Source organism: Lysinibacillus sp. FSL M8-0337, assembly GCF_038593855.1.
Lineage (GTDB): Bacteria > Bacillota > Bacilli > Bacillales_A > Planococcaceae > Lysinibacillus > Lysinibacillus sphaericus_D.
The window spans coordinates 2,091,898-2,110,500 of sequence record NZ_CP151996.1 but is presented as its reverse complement, the minus strand read 5'-3'; the positions used below and the strand labels follow the sequence as shown (position 1 = coordinate 2,110,500).

Here is an 18,603-nt window from a genome sequence, read left to right as displayed (position 1 = left end):
AACCAGTCGTTGGTTTAATACCGACAACTGGTTGGACGATGCTTTATTGACCGCCTTTTAGATATATCTCTTTATAGCTAAAACTTTCTTAAAAACAAATGCGACAACGATAAAATCAATTTTCTTGTTTTACTTGATAATGCATTTGCACCATCTGTCCATAACATGTTGTTTTTATTAATTCCAGATTAATTTGCGGATTATATTTTTTAAAAAGGGCTATGCCAGAACCTAATATATGAGGGGTAATGGTAATAATGTATTCGTCAATTAAATTTTCTTTCATAAAAGCATCAAGAATCTCTGCTCCACCAACCATCCAAATATGTGCTCCCGATTGTTTCTTTAACTGTTGGGTAAACGATACAACATTTTCATTTACAAATTCCACATCATCATTTTTGTTCTTTGCTGATTTCGAGAAAACATAACATTTTTTATCAGAATATGGAAAAGCATCAGAGTGTTCCATCACATAATCATAGGTGCGCTTCCCCATTATGATAGTATCAATTGTTTGATACATATCCATGTACCCATTATCCCCTTCCCCTTCTGATTCTAATAACCATTGTAAGTCATCATCCTCTTTCGCAATAAATCCATCTACACTAGTCGCAATAAATAAAACAATTTTTCTATTCATGGGGTTGTCTCCTTTTCTCATGAGCGTTTTGCTTTTGATTAAATCATTAGCACAAACTATACTAAACAGTAAACATGACAAGTAATGGCATGATTAAAAGAAAAGGTGAGAATATGTCTAAAGCAAAACGTTTATTAGATATTCTACTATTTGTAAATGCGAAAAGAAAATTTACAGCGCAAGAACTAGCCGATGAATTTAAGATATCCGTCCGAACCGTGCATCGTGATTTATTGGATTTAAGCGATATGGGTTTACCCATATATGCAGAACAAGGGAGGAATGGAGGTTATACCGTTATTACAACCCGTCTACTTCCACCTATGTTATTTACAGAAGAAGAGGTTGTATCCATTTTCTTTGCATTTCAAGCGCTCAATTATTATCGTGATTTACCTTTTGATGCTGAAATCCGCTCCGTCTCGCATAAACTATATCGTTCACTTCCAAAAGATGCCCAAGCAAAAGTAGATAAACTTCGTTCTTATATTACCTTTTGGAATCCTAAGAGAACAATCGATACCCCTTTATTAAAAAAGGTTTTAGATGCGTCAATTGAAGGAAGTCAGCTTCACATTCAATACCACTCAAAAAAAGCGATAACAACAAAGCATATTCGTCCTATCGGTGTATATGCTCATAATGGGCTATGGTATATGCCTGCATACGACTTTCATAAAGATAAAGTTTTATTGTTTCGAGTGGATCGTATCCATGCCATTGTGTCAAGCATAAAAGACGACAGCAATTTTACAAATTTAGCAGAATGGTTTGATTCATATGAAGTAAAAACCCCTATTAGATTGCTTGTCGAACTGTCCAGAGAAGGCGTACGTCAATGTCTAAGTGAGCCAAATTTCCAAGGTTTCGTGACCATCAACGAAAATGGTACTGGTACTATTGATGCGACGATTGATGAAGGTGAGCTTCACTTTATCGCTCCTCTATTTTATAGACTAGGATTACATGCAAAGATTATTGAGCCAGAAGAATTAATCCAACATATGCGGAAACAGGCTAAAGAAATTTTAACGATGTATCATGAAGGAAATTTATAAATGGCTCGTTCCAATTAGAATCTGCGCAGGAAAATTTTTGTTGGTCTGAAAATAACTATTATATAAGTGATTAAAAATAAGGAAAAGTAACCAGTAAAATAGAGTTTGCTCCTTGATGTAACGGCACTTAAACTAGAGGTTCACCTTATATGTATACTATGTAACGTTGGTTGTGAAATCCTTATCCTCGTTAATAGTAACTAAACAGCCTCTCTCATTATGTATAGAGATGTTTCTTGGATAACAAGCCCTTCTATGTTAACATTTACAAAAACCCCTATTAAGGAGTGAAATTATGGCGACCATTGAAGACTTTATTGCATTGGATATTCGAATCGGTACAGTTATGGAAGCGGAAGAATTACCAAAAGCACGAGTTCCCGCTATCAAAATGAGCATTGATTTTGGTGAAACATTAGGAATTAAGCAATCTTCTGCACAAATTACAAAACGATATACACCAAATGAAATCATCGGCAAACAAGTAGTTGCAGTTGTCAATTTCCCACCACGGCGAGTAGCAGGTTTTAAATCAGAGGTTCTCGTAATCGGTGGCGTGCCGATAGAGGGAGATGTCATTCTATTAACACCCGATCAATCAGTACCCAATGGCACAAAAATTAGTTAAAGCACCCTATTCCCATTCTCACTGTCACTCTGCCATCCGTATAAATTTTTTTATTTTATTGCACTGACAAATGGCTAAAGCTTGATAACTTCCTCTGCATATTAATAATAGTGTAAAGCTTAAAAAGCCTTTACAAAAACTCTCCTGTTTTGGGGTCACTTTCTTTAGGGAAGTGACTCTTTTCTATTTTTAGAATGTTCAAAATCGCCCACAATAACGTACGCTTTTTTGTTCATTTCAATTATTGATGAAGTTGTGATAGACTTGAAGTTTAGTGCCTAGAGACATCTACAATTATTTGACCAATATCAAGTGATCAATAATAGAAAAGGATGATAACCCATTGATTAACGAACAACATACCAATAAATATATATACACATATGTCCATCATGTAGATGAATACGATTTATGTAGAATGGAGATGCGCTCTTTTTTCGGTGTAGATTCCTCATCAAACTATATGATAAGCAATATAGAAGTTGACCCTAGTCGTAGTCCTTTTATACAAGATCGACTTGAGGTGCTGTTTGAAGACCATAGCGTAGAAAATATAAAAAAATTAGTGAAGAATTTAATAGTTGGTGAAAAAACTTATAAGGTAGTTTGTTTAAATAATTTTGTTATAGGTCAAACAAAGAAAATTTCTCAGCCAGAGCGCCGACGAATAGAACGCGAGCTAGGATTGTGTATCGAGGGAGACCCTGATCTCAATTATCCTGAAGTTATTTTTGGTCTTATTTTAATAGATGGAAAATGGTATTTCGGTAAACATATGAAAAGTGAGTCCATTTGGCGTAAACATTTACATAAACCAAATAGTTATTCAACAGCACTTAGTACAAGAGTTGCTCGCGCCGTTGCTAATATTGCCGTTCCACAGCCACAAAATATTCGTGCTATTGACCCTTGCTGTGGTATAGGAACGGTAATAGTAGAAGCTCTTTCTATGGGTATTGATATTGAAGGAAGAGATATCAATCATTTTGTTTGTAGCGGTTCTCGCGAAAATATAGCCTATTTTGGTTTACAAGGAAAGATTACTTTAGGTCCCATTTCAGAAATAACAGAACACTATGATATAGCTATTATTGATTTACCATATAATTTGTTTACCCATTCATCGCGTGAAGATCAATACAATATTCTTAAACATGCTCGCCGAATTGCGGATAGAGTAGTTGTCGTTACTATTGAAACAATTGATGATTTAATACATGATGCTGGTTTCATTATCGCCGATCGCTGCATTGCGAAAAAACAGTCTTTCTTACGTCAGATTTTATTATGCCAATAAGGCCTTCTCTATCATAATAAATGATTAATAACCCATTCAGGCTGATTAGAATTTCTTTCATCAGCCTGAATGGGATTTCAAAATAAACATTGCAATAACCTATCAATTAAAAAGCACCTATTAGTCCTCACTAATAGGTGCTTGCTTGTTTACAATTTATTAAAAATAAGTATTATTTCTCGCCGCTTAATTCTACTAAAATTTTCGCTTGTGATTTATCGTTTGTTAAAGCTTCAAAGCCTTTTTCAACGATATCATCTAATTGAATACGGCCAGTAATAATTCCTTGAGGTTTTAATTGACCACTGCCCATTAAATCAACTGTTTGTTGGAATGATGTTGGTGTGTAAGCAATACTTGAAGTAATTTTCACACCTGTATTTGTTAAATGAATTGGATTCCATTCAATTGGACGAGCAAAGATTGATACAATAACCATAGTACCGCGAGCTCTTGTTGCATCGATTGCTTGTTTAAATGTTGGCGCAACACCTGCAACTTCAAATGATACATCCACACCATCTGGAACGATTGCGCGAATTGCTTCTACACCATCTACTTCTCCAGAGTTAATTACGTGCGTTGCACCAAGTTCTTTTGCTTTTTCAAGACGTGTTTCAGATAAATCTAATACGATAATTTTACTTGCACCAGCTGCTTTAGCTGCAATAGCAGTTAATAAGCCGATTGGGCCGGCACCGAAAATCGCCACAGTATCACCGAAACGTAAATTACCCTCTTTTACAGCTTGTACTGCTACAGCTGTCGGTTCAACAAGTGCACCATCTTCAAGTGTCATTGTTTCAGGTAGTAAATAAACATTACTTTCAGGAGCATTTGCATAAGTAGTGAAGCCACCATCGCCATGTAAACCGATGAAGCTAAAGCCATCATAAGCGTCCATATCTTCAGGTTTATTACCGTGCGTTAATGTTGGGTTAATTGCAACGCGATCGCCTACTTTAAACTTAGTAACGTTTGCACCAACTTTTTCAATAGTTCCTGCAAATTCATGCCCCATAATAAGTGGAGCGATTTCACCAGTTAATTCATCTTTTTCTTTTGTTGGAATAAAGACAGGACCTTCTTGATATTCATGTAAATCACTACCACAAATACCAGCCCAAGCTACACGAACTGTAACTTCATTATCTTTAAGAGCTTTTAATTCTCTGTCCTCAATACGAATGTCTTTTTCTCCGTACCAAACTGCTGCTTTCATAATGTCGAAACCTCCGATGGAATTTATGTCTTTTTGTCACAACTTCATTCTATCACTAAAATAAAATGATACAAATATAATGACTCAAAAAAATTATAGTAATCCGATTAATTTAGTATATAACTAAACTAAAACAATATATTGATATTTTATAGCGAATAACACTATATATTGTATATTATAAACGATGGTATTTCCTTTAAAGTAAAATACATATTTTATTAGTATATTAATAAACGTTTCAAATATTAAAATGTTTTCTGGTTAATTAGAGCGCATTTTTGAGGTGGAAATAAGATTAAAAGTATGAATTGTTGTTAAGATAATGCTAATTGACTTAAGAAAATTAGCAAATAATGTTACGATAATCGAGGATTTAAGAAATATCGTTCCCATCATTGTCGGAATCGTTGGAAAGAATGAACACTCTCTTTCGAAATCTCGTATAAGAACGACATGAAATAATATAGTTTACAGAAGAATGATAATGCAAAAATTGTTTTCCTAATTGTCTTATAATCAAGGTAATGATAAAACTAACAATAATAGCAATCCAATTATCTATAACAGAAAAATAAAAAAATCCTACTAATATGAAGTAATTATAAATAAACCATAATCTGTACTAAACGAACCCAAATCTCTACTTAAGACTTCCCTTTCTTTAGTATCATTGCCTTATGGTATATAAGAATAATTTTTCTATATTACATCTCATATGGGGCATTGTTATTCTCACAGCTAATTCTACAATTGGCTGTGAAAAGGTACTTGGAATCATCGGACTTGGTAAATCGCTATTATAATTTGCAAATCCAAAAGATGCTTATTCTACTTGAATCCAATCTAAATCATCTGTGCCTTGTATAGCACCTATAAAATGATAATCTGCACTATATGTATCAAAACCGTCTTCATTAGGAATAGCTCTCCAGACCTCTGCCTCTTTTGTAGGATCAACTCCAAGTTGTTTAAAGAAATCCAAAACTTGTGGACTCGCATGTTGAATTTGTTTAGTGAAAAGTTGACAATCCTCACAACCACAATGAGCTTTTTCGGATACTTTTGGCAAATTTTTAAACAATTCAATAGTTTTTTCCTTGTCTATTTTTACAATACAATCATTTAATATAATTTCTTCCATAGTAACACCTCAATTATAATTCCATAAACGTTTTCATTCTAGTGACCGACCATATGTATTTAACCATAGAAAAAGAGCCCCTGATTGTTCGTATATTTAACAATCAGGGGCATTTTTTTAGTACCTTGTACTATATAATAGGCAATTTTTAGCTCATTACATTTACTTGATTTAATTGCTTAATATCTTGTTTACGATCCCACTCAAATGTAATTAAATCTTGACTATTTAAATTTTCAGCCATTAATGAAACGGCTGAAATTCGACTATTGTCATACAGTTTAAAGTAATAGTTTTTACTTTGTGCACACATAGCTGAGGTATAGATGGTATAATCCGTTTTCCCCTCATTTGTCAAAACAACACCTTTTGGGATATTTACAGAAGATAGAATATGGAACAAGTTTGTTACGCCTTCTGTTTCATTTTTGGCTTTTTCAGTATATTTTTTCCAGTATGCTACCCGAAGAAAACGTGCTGACGGCGTAAAATCACCTGGTAATCCTAAGCCCCCTGCCCCTTGCCCAAACGGTGTCAAATCCAAGTCTCCCATCATAATATCTTGTGGCGGATTTGGTGTGACACCAATGTAAGCTCTTAAATTTGTCTGATGCCATTCATAGCCAGGGCTATTCGTCATGACGCCAATCGTTTTTCGATGAATGGTAATGCCCGTTTTATCCGGTTCAATAACAATTGATTCACCAGAAGCATCTGTAAATGTATAGTGAAGTGGGGGTGCAAAGCCAAGTATTATATTGGCCTCATTCAATAATGTATAAGAAGTTAATTTTTCAATAACATCATCGACAGTTACACAATTTCCTAAAACTTGAGAAATTACATACACGGGATTGATGCCTCTTGTGCCTTTTTTAGGTTCGTCAGCATAAGTCGCAAATGTAGCATAGTAAAGCATTGCGCCCATTAATCCCTTTTCGTTTACCCCATCATAGAGAACTGGTGATGTAATGTCAGTGCTTCCCATTCCAACAAAAGCATATGAATTGTTAATGACTACATTTTCTTTCTCTAACAATCGAATGCCGTAATTACGTGGGACAATAATCACTTTACTATCTGGTTCCATTGTAAAATCCATTGTGCGAGCGAATAAACTTTTATCATCTGTTGTACGAATTGATAAGCTACTGCAACCTAACATAAAAAACACTCCCTTGAAAAAGTATTTTAAAAAAATGTAACGGAATTATTTTTAAATCAACTAACGTATCTTCATAATAAAGAATTTACTTCACTTATCACGAGTACCATAATTAACTAAAAATAGATTTATTCCGCTTCCAAAACCATACTATCACTTCCATTAATGGAAATTCAAGGATAAATTAACGCCGTTTTTTGGCGGTCATCCCACCTTTTTTTCATACTAAAATGTCTAATTTCATGCAATAACGCCACATCGCGCCACATACACCGTCATTATTTGGCGTTACCATTATTTTCTATTACTATAAAAGTAGTATTTTTAAAAAATCCACTGTCTAACAATTGACTTTCTAATAAAATTCATATTTATATATACATGCATTTTTTCACTAAACTGTCAAATTTGAAATACGTTTACACATATAAGAGCTCCTTACTTTATAAGCTTTGATGATTTTTTATTATAATGTAGCAACAATATTAGCAACTGATGCAAGTTTCATATGATTGTTCCCTTAACTTGATGTAAAAGCATGTGCTCTTACATTAGTAATTTTTTTATAAACTACTAGTTATTTACATGATATTACTGACAACACTTACCGATATTGGTACAATCTTAACAATGATGGTAATTAAAGATTTAACAATAAATTTTAGATAAAACATTACATATCTTCAATGTAATTTTTATAAATATTAAAATAATAGGAGGATTAATTAGTGGGATTATTTGATATCTTTAAAGGGGACAAGGTTCATAACAAACAAGGTATGAATCACCATTTTGCATTCGTAACATCTTTGCTTTATATGATGGGGGCAGATGGTGAATATGATAATGAGGAAATAGGTCAGTTGTTATCAGTTATTGGAGGTAAGAAAAAAGGCAGTACAGTTTATGTAGGTGGTAACAATAATGATTTAATGGACCAAGTTATTAAATACGTAAATAGAAATTCCGTAGACCAATTTTTACTTGAAGCGGCTCCAGCATTAACTGATGCTCAAAAGATGTGCATTTTAGTTAATATTATCGATTCATCTTTATCTGATGGTGAAGCTGAAATCCAAGAACAACAACTATTTGCTAAATTCCTAAAAGCTTTCGGGATTTCTGAAGAAAGATTCAAACCTTTCTTTGAAGTCATTGTTTTAAAAAATGATCGTTCAGTATTCTTAAATCCTAACCATGCTAAAAATCAAACTGGATATAAAGTAAATCTTTCAAAATAAAATCCCAGTCACTCATTTTAAATGAGTGACGTTTTTGTGTTTATAATAAAATCAAAGTTAAATTCATCTCGTTCTTTTGCTTGTGTAGATTGGCTCTTTGTGGCTAATCTAGTTTCTCCTTTTGTTAGTTTTGGAACTGCTGTATATGACAAGATTATCTTTCCTTACACAAAAGTATTTGTTGCAATAATTCCAGAACAACGTCACGAATATTATATAACTCAACATGCCGAAAGCGGACGGAGGACATTTTGCTCTTAACGCTGTATATCAAAACGAACAACAATTAGTAATTATTTTTTATTTTTTCGTTCTAATAGGATAGGTGCTATATTTAGTAAAATTGAAACAATGGTTAGAAACCATAACGTTTTTTCCATAGTCGGTACAACATCCAATAAAGCTGCCCAATCTTCAACTTTTACCCAATTAGATACTAGGCTATGTTCTGCACAGAGTGTCAATGCTGTAAACGATAACCCCATTGCCATCGCGAGTTTATAATCTTTACCTGTTATATACCTAAATAGATTGATAAAAGTTGCTATCATAGTAATTAGACCTAATATTAACCACATAATGATACCTCCTTTTTTCCAATATAGACATAAATTGTAATTAAATGGTTCCCTCCCCACCCCCGCCGGACGCATTATTACGCTCCCCCTTATTACAGTGGATGAAAGACTTCAATCAACTATTATATTTTTAAATTGAATAGTCGCCCCTGTCGAAAACTGAAAAAGAGCACCTCAAAGGCACTCTTATAAGATTTGTTATTTTTCTTATTAGTTGGTGTTAAAAATAGTTATGGCTAATATTGTGTAGATGTTTCACGCTTTCAAAACAAGCATCATTTTGTACGAATCTCCGCGCATTTACTATGGCATACTTATGTAAGTATTCTAATTGCCCAAGGTATTCCCGTTACCACGGTAGCTAAAATTATTGGAAATACTCCAGAAATGCTAATGAAGGCATATGCTCATTCGTTGGCAGATGAGGAATTAAAGGCGACAGAAGTTCTTTCTCCGTTAATTAAATTTGAATAAATCATATTTTTTCACTTATTTGGGGCACTTATTAGGGTACAAACGATATTTGTACCCCTCCACCCTTGCTATATAAGCCTTTATCGGTCTATCTAAATATATTATGTTCATATAAAAAATCATAGGAAAGATCGACAAATAAATATTCGTGTTCATTAATGGCAATGGAAAATGTTCGCGTAATTTCTCCTGTCTCGATATCTCGATACAGTTCTGAAATTTCGCCATTTTGATCATTTCGCATTTTAATAATCGTTTGTAGGAAATACGGTCGCCAACTCCAATTTTTATTAATTGCATTTGGCTGTAATTCCCATATCCCTTCTACACGCATCACGTTAGGCGTTAATTGGAAACCATCCTCATTACAAATATATAATCGGAAAGAGTAATGATCTAAAAGCTCTGCTAAATGTTCCAATTGTGAGATATTATCACTAGAAGGCTTTACTCGATGAACAATTGCTTCTAGTTCCTCTCTTAATTTCTTCAACTCGAAATATTGTGCCTGAAGCATCTTCTTTTCAGATGTTATAAATTGCTGACATTCCTCTTTAAAACGTTCCTTTAATATATCTTTCTCCACAAATGTCTTTGCAGCATTTGCTAAATAAGAACCTTGATAGAATCGTCCCCCGTTTTTCCAAGCAAATTGCAATTGGTAAACAGTCCCTATACCTTCAAATAAAAGGTTAGCCCCGATTTTATAAGCTAAGCTGCCAATTGCTGAAATCATGTCAGATTGTGCAGACCATGAGTCATAATTTAAATCACGTATATTAACCTTTAAAATTTGAGGTGATAATAATGCGATATGTTCTAAATGACTTTCAGCACCGACTTCTTGCACAGCTATTTTCATACCAAACGTTGTAAAATAACGAAGAGCGTGGTGCAATTTATTAATATCGCCTAAAAACCGATGCTCAGAAACAACTAAGACAATACGATGTAAATCTTCTTCCCCTATATATTGTTGAATAATATTAAAATGACTTTCACCGAAATCTTGCATTAACAAGTTCGGATTACTTGGAATATAAATATCAATATCGGGTGCTACTGTGTCTATCTGTGTTAATGCAGCGTGTAAAATTTTATGCTCCATATCAATCCGATATTCTTCTGGAATATCTTCATTATTCACAAAATCTTTTAAATTGATTTGTTGACCTTCTATTTGTAACTGTCCGGAAATTTCGTAGGCAATCACCGTATGCGCATCAGCGCTAAATATAGGTTGAAAATACCCATGTATTTGATCTAAATTAGTTAACACTTCAATTGCGTCCATTGTCGAAACCTCCATACTTGAATAATCTATCATTATTCAAAAATAACATTACAACTACAGTTCATTTAATGAAAAAGCTCTCTGACTGTATAATAGTTTGTTTATAGGAATTTCGCAACTTCACATGCCGTATTTTTGTTATTCGTTTGTTAGTTTAGACCGTCACTAATTCTTTTTCTTGTTGTTTTTGTGCGATTGTCTCCGGTCTGCGTACCCAACTCAGTCCAAGTGTGCCTTCTCCTGCATGCACACCGACACAAGCACTCAATGGCAGAACGTGAAAAATAATAAAAGGATACGCTTTTTCTAGGGCTAATTTCCAATTCATCGCACCTTCTTCATTATTACAATGAATAACAGCTACCTCTGGAATATGATGTGAGTCTAAATCATTTATTAGAAGGTTTTCTACATATGCTTTTGCTTTTGCTAGTGCACGTACTTTTTCCTTCATGACAACTTTACCATTATCAAAAGAAATAACGACTTTTATATTTAATAGTTGGCTCAAAAACGCTTGCGTCCCTGACACACGGCCACTTTTATGCAATTGTGATAAGCTCGCTGGGATAAAGGACAGCTCGCTATGATCTGCAAGTTCATTAATTTTTTCAACGATTTGTTGTGGTGCGACGCCTTCTCGTTCTAATTGCTGCCCAAGTTCAATCATTTTCATCATTGGAAATGAACCGATTTTAGAATCAACTGGATATACTTCAAATTGTGCTTGTTGTGCTGCTGTGAAAGCGCTTAAATAAGTGCCCGACAAATGTTGCGAAGTATGAATAGCAATAGCACAGTCATAGCCTTGCTGTTTTAACGATTTATATAACGCTACCACTTCACCAATGGCAGGTTGCGATGTCTTTGGATGTGTTTTAGTAGTACGAAGTTTGTCATAAAATTCATCATGTGTCATATCAACAGTTTCTCGTAATACGCCCTCTTCAAAAACAATATTGAGTGGTAATACGTGAATTTGATTGTCCTGTATGAATTTTTCATCTAACAATGCTGCTGTATCTGTAACCCATGCTATTTTCTTGTTCATTAAATGCTGTGCTCCCTGTCTATTGTAAAGTATTAATCCTTATAACTTATGCAACTATACATAGACAGAACCGTGATGAATAGTGACATTTATCATAATTGCCTAATTTTTTTACAACGTTCGACATTTTTTCGACAAAATTCACAATAAAAAACAATATCCCAAAAGTAAAAAATGTACACACTTTTAGGATATTGTTATTATTCCTTATTCATTCATAAAGAAATACCAGACAACTGCCGCAATCATTAACGTTACAAGGACTGCAATTGTTACACGTAATGGCGAAATCGGAGCGTCTCCTCCAACACGACCTGTCTGACCATTCACCATAAATCGATAAATTTTCTCTTTATATCTAAAAGAAGAAAGCCATATTGGTAACATTAAATACTTATATGTAATGTCATCATGTGTTGTAGAAAACCGCAAATTGGAGACAACATCTGCAAATTTTTCTATACGGATCTTTGCCGTAATTTCTGCTTCTAAATAATCGTGAATTTCTCTCTTTGCTTGGTTCCAACCATCTTGTAAACCAATGCTATAGCGTTCTGAGAGAAATCCTGCTACATACTCCGGTTTATAGGATTTGTTATTTAATAAGTTAAATGGCTCTATTTTACGCATCATCTGACGATCATAGCGAGTCGTTGCACTAATTAAATGATCATCTATAAATTCCTGATAGAAACCACTCGTAGTATACCAATCTGTAACCGTACGCTGATTACCATCCTTATCAGTGACTGTTCGATGCTTACCATAGCTAGCCGAATAACGAGAGCTTGTTTTTGTATCAAACGTCCAATAAGGTAGATAAACACCTTTAAAAGCATCTGGCTTTGCACTAATTTTAGCAGCTTTTGGCGTAAACCATTTACTTTTAATCCACTTTTGAAAATTTTCGCCTGCTTGTTTATCTGTTATTTCAAATGCACATACGCCATTTGGTGCAAGTGTATTTGAAGCACTCGCTTCCATTACTTGATTTGAGCCACAATATGGACAGCTATCTGCTACTTGTAATGCATCATAAATCGTTTCAGCAGCACAAGCTTTACAAATAACCGTTTTTTTCTCTACGCCCCAGTTAAAGTTTCCTCGCTCCTCAGCCTTTGCAAAATCCATTTCTTGGGCCACTTTTTCTTGTTCCTTTTCAGGTTTGGCAATCTCGGTTTCAAAGCCACAATATGGACAAGTTAGCTTGCCTGTTGCGGGGTTAAACTCAATTGATGCACTGCATGATGGACATTCAGCATCGAATTCTAGCTTTGCCTCTTTGACGTTTTCCATTTCTTGCGTCGTCATCACCAGTCATCTCCTTACTTTAGATCATTGTCATCGAAAACATCGCCGCACTCAGGGCAAAATTTCGGAGGGTTTGCAGGGGTTTCTGGCTGCCAACCGCATTTATCACAAGCATATTGCAATGCGCCAGACGGTTTTTTCGCCCCACATTCACTACAGAATTTACCTTTATTGATTGTGCCACATGAACATGTCCAGCCCTCTTCTACTGGCTTTGCTGCACCACAGTTTGAGCAAAATTTACCCGTATTCTCTTGTCCACATGAACATGTCCAAGTATTGGATGGGCTCGATTGTTGTGGCGTCGTTGCTTGCATCTGTTTATTTTGCTCGCTCATTTGGAATAGTTGGCTTGCATTGACGCCACCCGCTTGTGTTGCCATATTCATCCCCATGAACCCAGCCATTGCACCGCCTTCATTGTGCGCAGCTGCAATCATCGCCTCTGCTTGTGCCCCAGTTAAATGCGCAGCTGCCATCCCTGGGTCACGCATCACTGCATTGCGCTGTAATTGTTTTATCATCGCTTCATCTTCTTCAGATGCTTTTAATGAACTAATTCCGAATGATACAACTGCCAAACCACGTGTTGCCAACCATTTTTCTGATAACACTTTGTTAAGAGCATCTGCTAGCGCCACTGTATGCGCAGGTATTTCACTATAGCGCACGCCACTTGCCGAAATTTGAGCAAATGCTGGTTGTAATGCCGTCATTAGCTCTGTTTTCAATTGACTATCAATAGCATCACGTGTATACTCACGCTCTACATTTCCACAGACATTTGTATAAAATAATAATGGGTCTACTATTTTATAAGAATATTCACCATGACAACGAATGGTAATATCAATATCTAAGCCAATATTGCGGTCAATGACACGGAAAGGAATTGGGGCAGGTGTTCCATACTTATTGCCAACGATTTCTTTTTTATTGAAATAATACACACGTTGATCTTTGGCAGGCTCTCCACCAAATGTGAAACGCTTTCCAATTAGCTTAAACGTTTCCGTAATGTTTGCTGACAGATCATCCCCATACATAATAGATGGTTCTGTAGATGTGTCATAAACATATTCACCAGATTCGGAAGAAAACTCCACTACCTTGCCTTGCTCGACAATCATCATACACTGCCCTTCATTAATGGCAATAATTGAACCATTGCTAATAATATTGTCGTTTCCTTTATTTGAGCCTCGTTTAGAAGTGCGTTTAACACCTTTAGCAACAAGGACATCTGCTGATAAGGACTCACAGTAGAAATACTCACGCCATTGATCTTCTAATACACCTGCTAATGCCCCAATACCTGCTTTTAATAAACCCATTCTATTTCCCACCTTTAAATAAATACTTAATGTTATTTTATCATTAAAAATATTGCCCTTCCTATTGTACTACGCAAGAAAGGACAATTTGTTTCAAAATTTTTACTTGGGCATTAGGATGCTTATTACTTCCCTACTGAAAAACCGTCAAATAATTTTCCACCATATGGTACAAGGCGAAGCTAAGCGAATTTAATAATTTTCGCTAAAGGTCTTGCATAACTAATTTTTTATAAGAGTTTGGGATATTCTTTATAATCATCATGTTACGATTAACTTTGCTCAACTACACATTTATTGCACATATAGTTTTAATTAATAGCAATAGAAAATGACCAAATTCAATATTAATAGAGAACTTGGTCATTTTTAAATGTTAAGTAAGTTAATCATTATATTTATTTGTTAAATATAACTTCCCCTGTATCTGCTAATTTAATAATTACAGGTCTTTTATCACCTATTCCTATTTCGATATATTTGTTATTCGTCACCTCTTTCACCAATGCAACATGATATTCTTCATATCCTTCGTCATGAAGTTCTAATCCGTTGTCTGTGTCATAAAATGTATCAATTTCGCATAAACTGGTCTGATTATTATCCCAAGTTATTTCTATATTAGGCTTTGAAGTACTATACTCAAGTAATTTTAAAACTACATTATCAATAATCATTTTATCTAGCTCCTCATTAGGCTGTCTTTTGATTTTTATCAAAAACGACAATATCTAAATCCGAGGTCTCTGTCGCCTCTCCTCGAATGACACTTCCAGCCAATAAAGCCCCATCGCAATGAGGGAAATGTTTTGTAATAAACTGAAGTGCTGCTTCGACTGCGTGATCCCTTTTTAAATAATCCAAATTGCCACCTCTTCCTGAAAATTACTGAATTATATAGAATATACTTTCTACACTTGCAGAAAATCTCCTGTTAAAGCGAATCAAATTTTTACAAAGGAATTTGTAATTAATAACAAATTGCTAAAATCATGTATAATATATATAGCACTATGAAAAATGGTGCTAATACCGTTGTATGGTTAATTTTCTAAACAGAAAGGAGCTATAACATGGACCACCAAGAGATTTTAACGATTATGAACTTAACGAAGAGCTATGGCAGCAAAGAAATTTTAAAAGGAATTGACTTACATGTGTCAAGAGGCGAAATTATTGGCTACATCGGTCCGAATGGCGCTGGTAAAAGTACAACTGTCAAAATTATATTAGGGATTGAAGGCGAATATGGTGGTGAAATTAAGCTATTTGGGGAGGATATTAAACAAAATAGCATTGATTATAAACGGAAAATTGGCTATGTGCCTGAAATAGCCGATGTTTATGATAATTTAACTGGCTATGAGTATTTGACTTTCATCGGCCAGCTTTACGGATTGCATTTAGATGTAGCGACTTCCAAATCTAAATCATTAATGGAATTGTTCGGTGTTGGAGAAGCATATCATGCAAGAATATCTTCTTATTCAAAAGGCATGAGGCAAAAGCTATTAATTATCGCTAGCCTTATACATAATCCAGATTTACTGTTCTTGGATGAACCTATTAACGGCTTGGATGCGAATAGTGTTATGATTTTCAAAGAGATTTTAACGCAATTAGCAGCCCAAGGGAAAACGATATTTTATTCCTCCCATATCATGGATGTGGTCGAAAAAATCAGCAGTCGTATTATATTACTGAATGATGGAAAAATTGCTGCTGATGGAACATTTGCTCAACTACAAGCCGCTAATACGGCAGGAACGTTAGAGGGGATTTTCAACCAACTAACAGGTTTTCATAATCATAAAGAAATTGGTGAACAATTCGTAGCGGTTGTCCAGGAGGTGTAGTAATGAAAGATTTCAAAGTCCTGCAACTACTTGATAAAGTGCAATTTATTTTTCGGAAAATGGGCATTGATTATTCGATTATGAGACAAATCCTCCATATTAAACTAACGATGGATGAACGAAAAGTACCAACCATCTTTAACCAAAATAAAAAAGATCAGAAGAATAGCTACTTCAAATCTTTATGGATTTACGCCCTTTATGGTCTTATACTCATTCCTTTTATGGGGTTTGGTGATAACTATCATTTTCAAATGAGCATTGCATACGGCATAGTTATCTTTATCGTGATGACTACTTTGATTTCCGATTTTTCTTCTGTACTACTTGATGTCCGTGACAGAAGCATCTTGGCAACAAAGCCGATCAATGCTAAAACGATAAATGCCGCTAAAGTATTGCATATCTTTATTTATCTAACTTATTTAACAATTGCCTTAACCGCGATTCCCCTTTTAGTTAGCTTGTTTACACAAGGAATAGTATTCTTTCTATTAACCGTATTCGCACTTACCTTTATCAATATTTTCATTGTCGTGCTTACAACCATTTTGTATATTGTAATTTTAAGATTTTTTGATGGAGAAAAGCTAAAGGACATTATTAATTATGTGCAAATTGGTTTATCCTTAGTGCTGATGATTGGTTATCAAGTGCTCATTCGATCCTTTGAGTTTGTTAACCTTGAAATGGTCGTAAAATTCACATGGTGGAGTATTTTCATCATTCCGATGTGGTTTGCCGCTCCTTATGAGCTTATCTTAAATGGTAATAACTCTTACTTCACGTTAGTAGGCACTATCTTCTCCGTCTTTATACCACTTATTTCAATAGGGCTCTATATAAAGTTAATTCCAACCTTTGAGCGCAATTTACAAAAGTTATTAAGCACGAGTAAGTCAAAGAAGGAAAAGAGAAGTCGTTTAAAAGATTATTTCTTATCTTTTATATGCCGAACAAGTGAGGAAAGGGCATTTTACCGTTTTGCCTCTCTTATGATGAAACAAGAACGGGATTTTAAATTAAAAGTGTATCCATCGTTAGGCTTTTCTTTCGTGATACCATTTATTTTTATGTTTAATATGATGCGGTCAGATAATGTTGACTACTCGACTAGTATAAGCTATTTAAATATTTATTTTAGTATGCTGATTATTCCATCTGCTGTGATGATGTTAGGTCATTCCGCAAAATATAAAGCCGCTTGGATCTACAAAGTCTTTCCGATTAAGGACTATACAGACTTACAAAAGGGTAGTTTAAAAGCCTTTTTAATAAAGCTATATATTCCGCTGTATATTGTGCTAAGCATCGTATTTTGCTTTATTTATGGCCCGAGAATCATTCCAGATTTATTGATTGTTTTAGTAGCAAGCTGTTTGTACACAATCATTTGCTACATCGGCTTTGAAAGCAAAATTCCTTTCACAAAGCCCTTCGATGAAATCGGTGATGGACAGAGTTGGAAGTCCTTAATATTATTTATTCCATTAGGTATACTTGCATTTCTACACTATCTACTGACAACAAGCGGTTCTTATGGTATTTTTATTTATTTCATTGTACTTGTCATTGTCAATTTCTTTACTTGGAAATACTTGTTTAAACGAGCTAAGTAATACTTCAACGAAATAGGCATTGCTTATATAGCTAGTAAAAATCCACTTTGCTTATAATGGCTCAGTGGATTTTTTGCAATTCTTTTTACAAATCGTAGCTCATAACGATTAATTCCCCTTTTATTCCCATCACTCTCACACCTTTATCGGTATAACCGCATTTCTTATATAGTCTCTGTGCCGCCTCATTCCTTACATTAACAGCCAATACAATTTCATTGACGTCACAGTAATGCTGTTTGACAAAGTCAGGTAATAACATTAAAGCTTTTTTTGCATAGCCCTTCCCTTGATGTCGATAATCTGTAGAAAAAGCTCTTAATAAAATAGCATGATCATTTTCACAATATGGCTTTACACCTTCTTTTCGATGTAACACAAAGAATACTACAAGCACTCCATCCTCAATTGCTAAAATGGCATGTCGATTGACATCCTCTTTAGCAAACGCAATACCCTCTTGCGGTGTTCCTGTATATTCAAGTTGTTCAGCTGTTAATTGATACTGGTCAATTAACGCTTTAAAGCGATTATCGTATATGTATAGTTGCATAATTCTCCCCACCCCTCGTATAGAACATTTGTTCCAATCATAACAATATGACAAATATTATGCAAGATAAAAAGACTTGATGGATTTAATATGATTAAAAGAAAAAAGACAGCACCAGTTATTATTCTGGTC

17 protein-coding genes and 1 pseudogene are annotated in these 18,603 nt (G+C 34.6%); 6 read left to right on the top strand and 12 right to left on the bottom strand.

Annotation, left to right across the window (positions count from 1 at the left end; translation table 11 throughout):
- Positions 1 to 115 precede the first annotated feature (115 nt).
- Complete coding sequence (locus MKY08_RS10010) at positions 116 to 646, bottom strand: dihydrofolate reductase family protein (RefSeq protein WP_069512698.1); 531 nt, start codon at positions 644 to 646, stop codon at positions 116 to 118.
- A 113-nt stretch (positions 647 to 759) separates the two neighbouring features.
- Here MKY08_RS10010 and MKY08_RS10005 point away from each other — a divergent pair, with 113 nt between their 5' ends.
- The 3 genes from MKY08_RS10005 to MKY08_RS09995 all read left to right on the top strand — a co-directional run bounded on the left by MKY08_RS10005 (position 760) and on the right by MKY08_RS09995 (position 3,629).
- Positions 760 to 1,704: a YafY family protein gene (locus MKY08_RS10005; RefSeq protein ID WP_069512699.1), complete on the top strand. Its 945-nt coding sequence runs from the start codon at positions 760 to 762 to the stop codon at positions 1,702 to 1,704.
- 295 nt (positions 1,705 to 1,999) lie between these two features.
- Entirely contained in the window at positions 2,000 to 2,332 is a 333-nt protein-coding gene (csaA, locus tag MKY08_RS10000; protein ID WP_069512700.1) for a chaperone CsaA, read from the top strand.
- A 346-nt stretch (positions 2,333 to 2,678) separates the two neighbouring features.
- Positions 2,679 to 3,629 carry an RNA methyltransferase gene (locus tag MKY08_RS09995; protein WP_069512795.1) on the top strand — a complete coding sequence of 317 codons (951 nt, stop codon included), beginning with the start codon at positions 2,679 to 2,681 and terminating at the stop codon, positions 3,627 to 3,629.
- A 172-nt stretch (positions 3,630 to 3,801) separates the two neighbouring features.
- On the opposite strand, the gene MKY08_RS09990 is transcribed toward MKY08_RS09995, so the two are convergent.
- The 3 genes from MKY08_RS09990 to MKY08_RS09980 all read right to left on the bottom strand — a co-directional run bounded on the left by MKY08_RS09990 (position 3,802) and on the right by MKY08_RS09980 (position 7,160).
- Positions 3,802 to 4,851 carry a 2,3-butanediol dehydrogenase gene (locus MKY08_RS09990; RefSeq protein ID WP_024361837.1) on the bottom strand — a complete coding sequence of 350 codons (1,050 nt, stop codon included), beginning with the start codon at positions 4,849 to 4,851 and terminating at the stop codon, positions 3,802 to 3,804.
- 826 nt (positions 4,852 to 5,677) lie between these two features.
- The gene (locus MKY08_RS09985) at positions 5,678 to 5,995 is read right to left on the bottom strand and encodes a hypothetical protein (protein ID WP_256093196.1); all 318 of its coding nucleotides are present in this window, start codon (positions 5,993 to 5,995) and stop codon (positions 5,678 to 5,680) included.
- Between the two features lie 148 nt (positions 5,996 to 6,143).
- On the bottom strand, positions 6,144 to 7,160 hold the full coding sequence (locus tag MKY08_RS09980) for a linear amide C-N hydrolase (protein ID WP_024361838.1): 1,017 nt from the start codon (positions 7,158 to 7,160) through the stop codon (positions 6,144 to 6,146).
- A gap of 728 nt (positions 7,161 to 7,888) precedes the next feature.
- Here MKY08_RS09980 and MKY08_RS09975 point away from each other — a divergent pair.
- The gene (locus MKY08_RS09975) at positions 7,889 to 8,401 is read left to right on the top strand and encodes a TerB family tellurite resistance protein (protein ID WP_069512701.1); all 513 of its coding nucleotides are present in this window, start codon (positions 7,889 to 7,891) and stop codon (positions 8,399 to 8,401) included.
- A gap of 293 nt (positions 8,402 to 8,694) precedes the next feature.
- Here MKY08_RS09975 and MKY08_RS09970 read toward each other — a convergent pair whose 3' ends face one another.
- The 7 genes and pseudogenes from MKY08_RS09970 to MKY08_RS09940 form a co-directional block, all read right to left on the bottom strand.
- The gene (locus tag MKY08_RS09970) at positions 8,695 to 8,979 is read right to left on the bottom strand and encodes a hypothetical protein (RefSeq protein WP_069512796.1); all 285 of its coding nucleotides are present in this window, start codon (positions 8,977 to 8,979) and stop codon (positions 8,695 to 8,697) included.
- A 562-nt stretch (positions 8,980 to 9,541) separates the two neighbouring features.
- Positions 9,542 to 10,747 carry an EAL-associated domain-containing protein gene (locus tag MKY08_RS09965; protein WP_024361843.1) on the bottom strand — a complete coding sequence of 402 codons (1,206 nt, stop codon included), beginning with the start codon at positions 10,745 to 10,747 and terminating at the stop codon, positions 9,542 to 9,544.
- A gap of 154 nt (positions 10,748 to 10,901) precedes the next feature.
- Entirely contained in the window at positions 10,902 to 11,798 is an 897-nt protein-coding gene (locus tag MKY08_RS09960; protein ID WP_069512702.1) for a DegV family protein, read from the bottom strand.
- Between the two features lie 207 nt (positions 11,799 to 12,005).
- A complete protein-coding gene (locus tag MKY08_RS09955; protein WP_069512703.1) occupies positions 12,006 to 13,109 on the bottom strand; it encodes a hypothetical protein in 1,104 nt (367 codons plus the stop codon).
- Between the two features lie 14 nt (positions 13,110 to 13,123).
- Entirely contained in the window at positions 13,124 to 14,443 is a 1,320-nt protein-coding gene (locus MKY08_RS09950; protein ID WP_069512704.1) for an SPFH domain-containing protein, read from the bottom strand.
- Positions 14,444 to 14,841: 398 nt separating this feature from the next.
- Positions 14,842 to 15,120 carry a hypothetical protein gene (locus MKY08_RS09945; protein WP_069512705.1) on the bottom strand — a complete coding sequence of 93 codons (279 nt, stop codon included), beginning with the start codon at positions 15,118 to 15,120 and terminating at the stop codon, positions 14,842 to 14,844.
- A 31-nt stretch (positions 15,121 to 15,151) separates the two neighbouring features.
- Positions 15,152 to 15,307: pseudogene (locus MKY08_RS09940) on the bottom strand (nucleotidyltransferase domain-containing protein); the annotation flags it as partial.
- Between the two features lie 209 nt (positions 15,308 to 15,516).
- On the opposite strand from MKY08_RS09940, the gene MKY08_RS09935 reads away from it, so the two are divergent.
- Together MKY08_RS09935 and MKY08_RS09930 are read left to right on the top strand one after the other, a co-directional pair.
- Positions 15,517 to 16,299, top strand: coding sequence for an ABC transporter ATP-binding protein (locus MKY08_RS09935; protein WP_069512706.1), 783 nt, complete (start codon positions 15,517 to 15,519; stop codon positions 16,297 to 16,299).
- Positions 16,300 to 16,301: 2 nt separating this feature from the next.
- Positions 16,302 to 17,918, top strand: coding sequence for a hypothetical protein (locus MKY08_RS09930; RefSeq protein WP_069512707.1), 1,617 nt, complete (start codon positions 16,302 to 16,304; stop codon positions 17,916 to 17,918).
- Positions 17,919 to 18,003: 85 nt separating this feature from the next.
- Here the strand turns inward: MKY08_RS09930 and MKY08_RS09925 are convergent, their stop codons facing one another.
- Positions 18,004 to 18,471, bottom strand: a complete 468-nt coding sequence (locus MKY08_RS09925) for a GNAT family N-acetyltransferase (protein ID WP_069512708.1) — start codon at positions 18,469 to 18,471, stop codon at positions 18,004 to 18,006.
- Between the last annotated feature and the right edge of the window lie 132 nt (positions 18,472 to 18,603).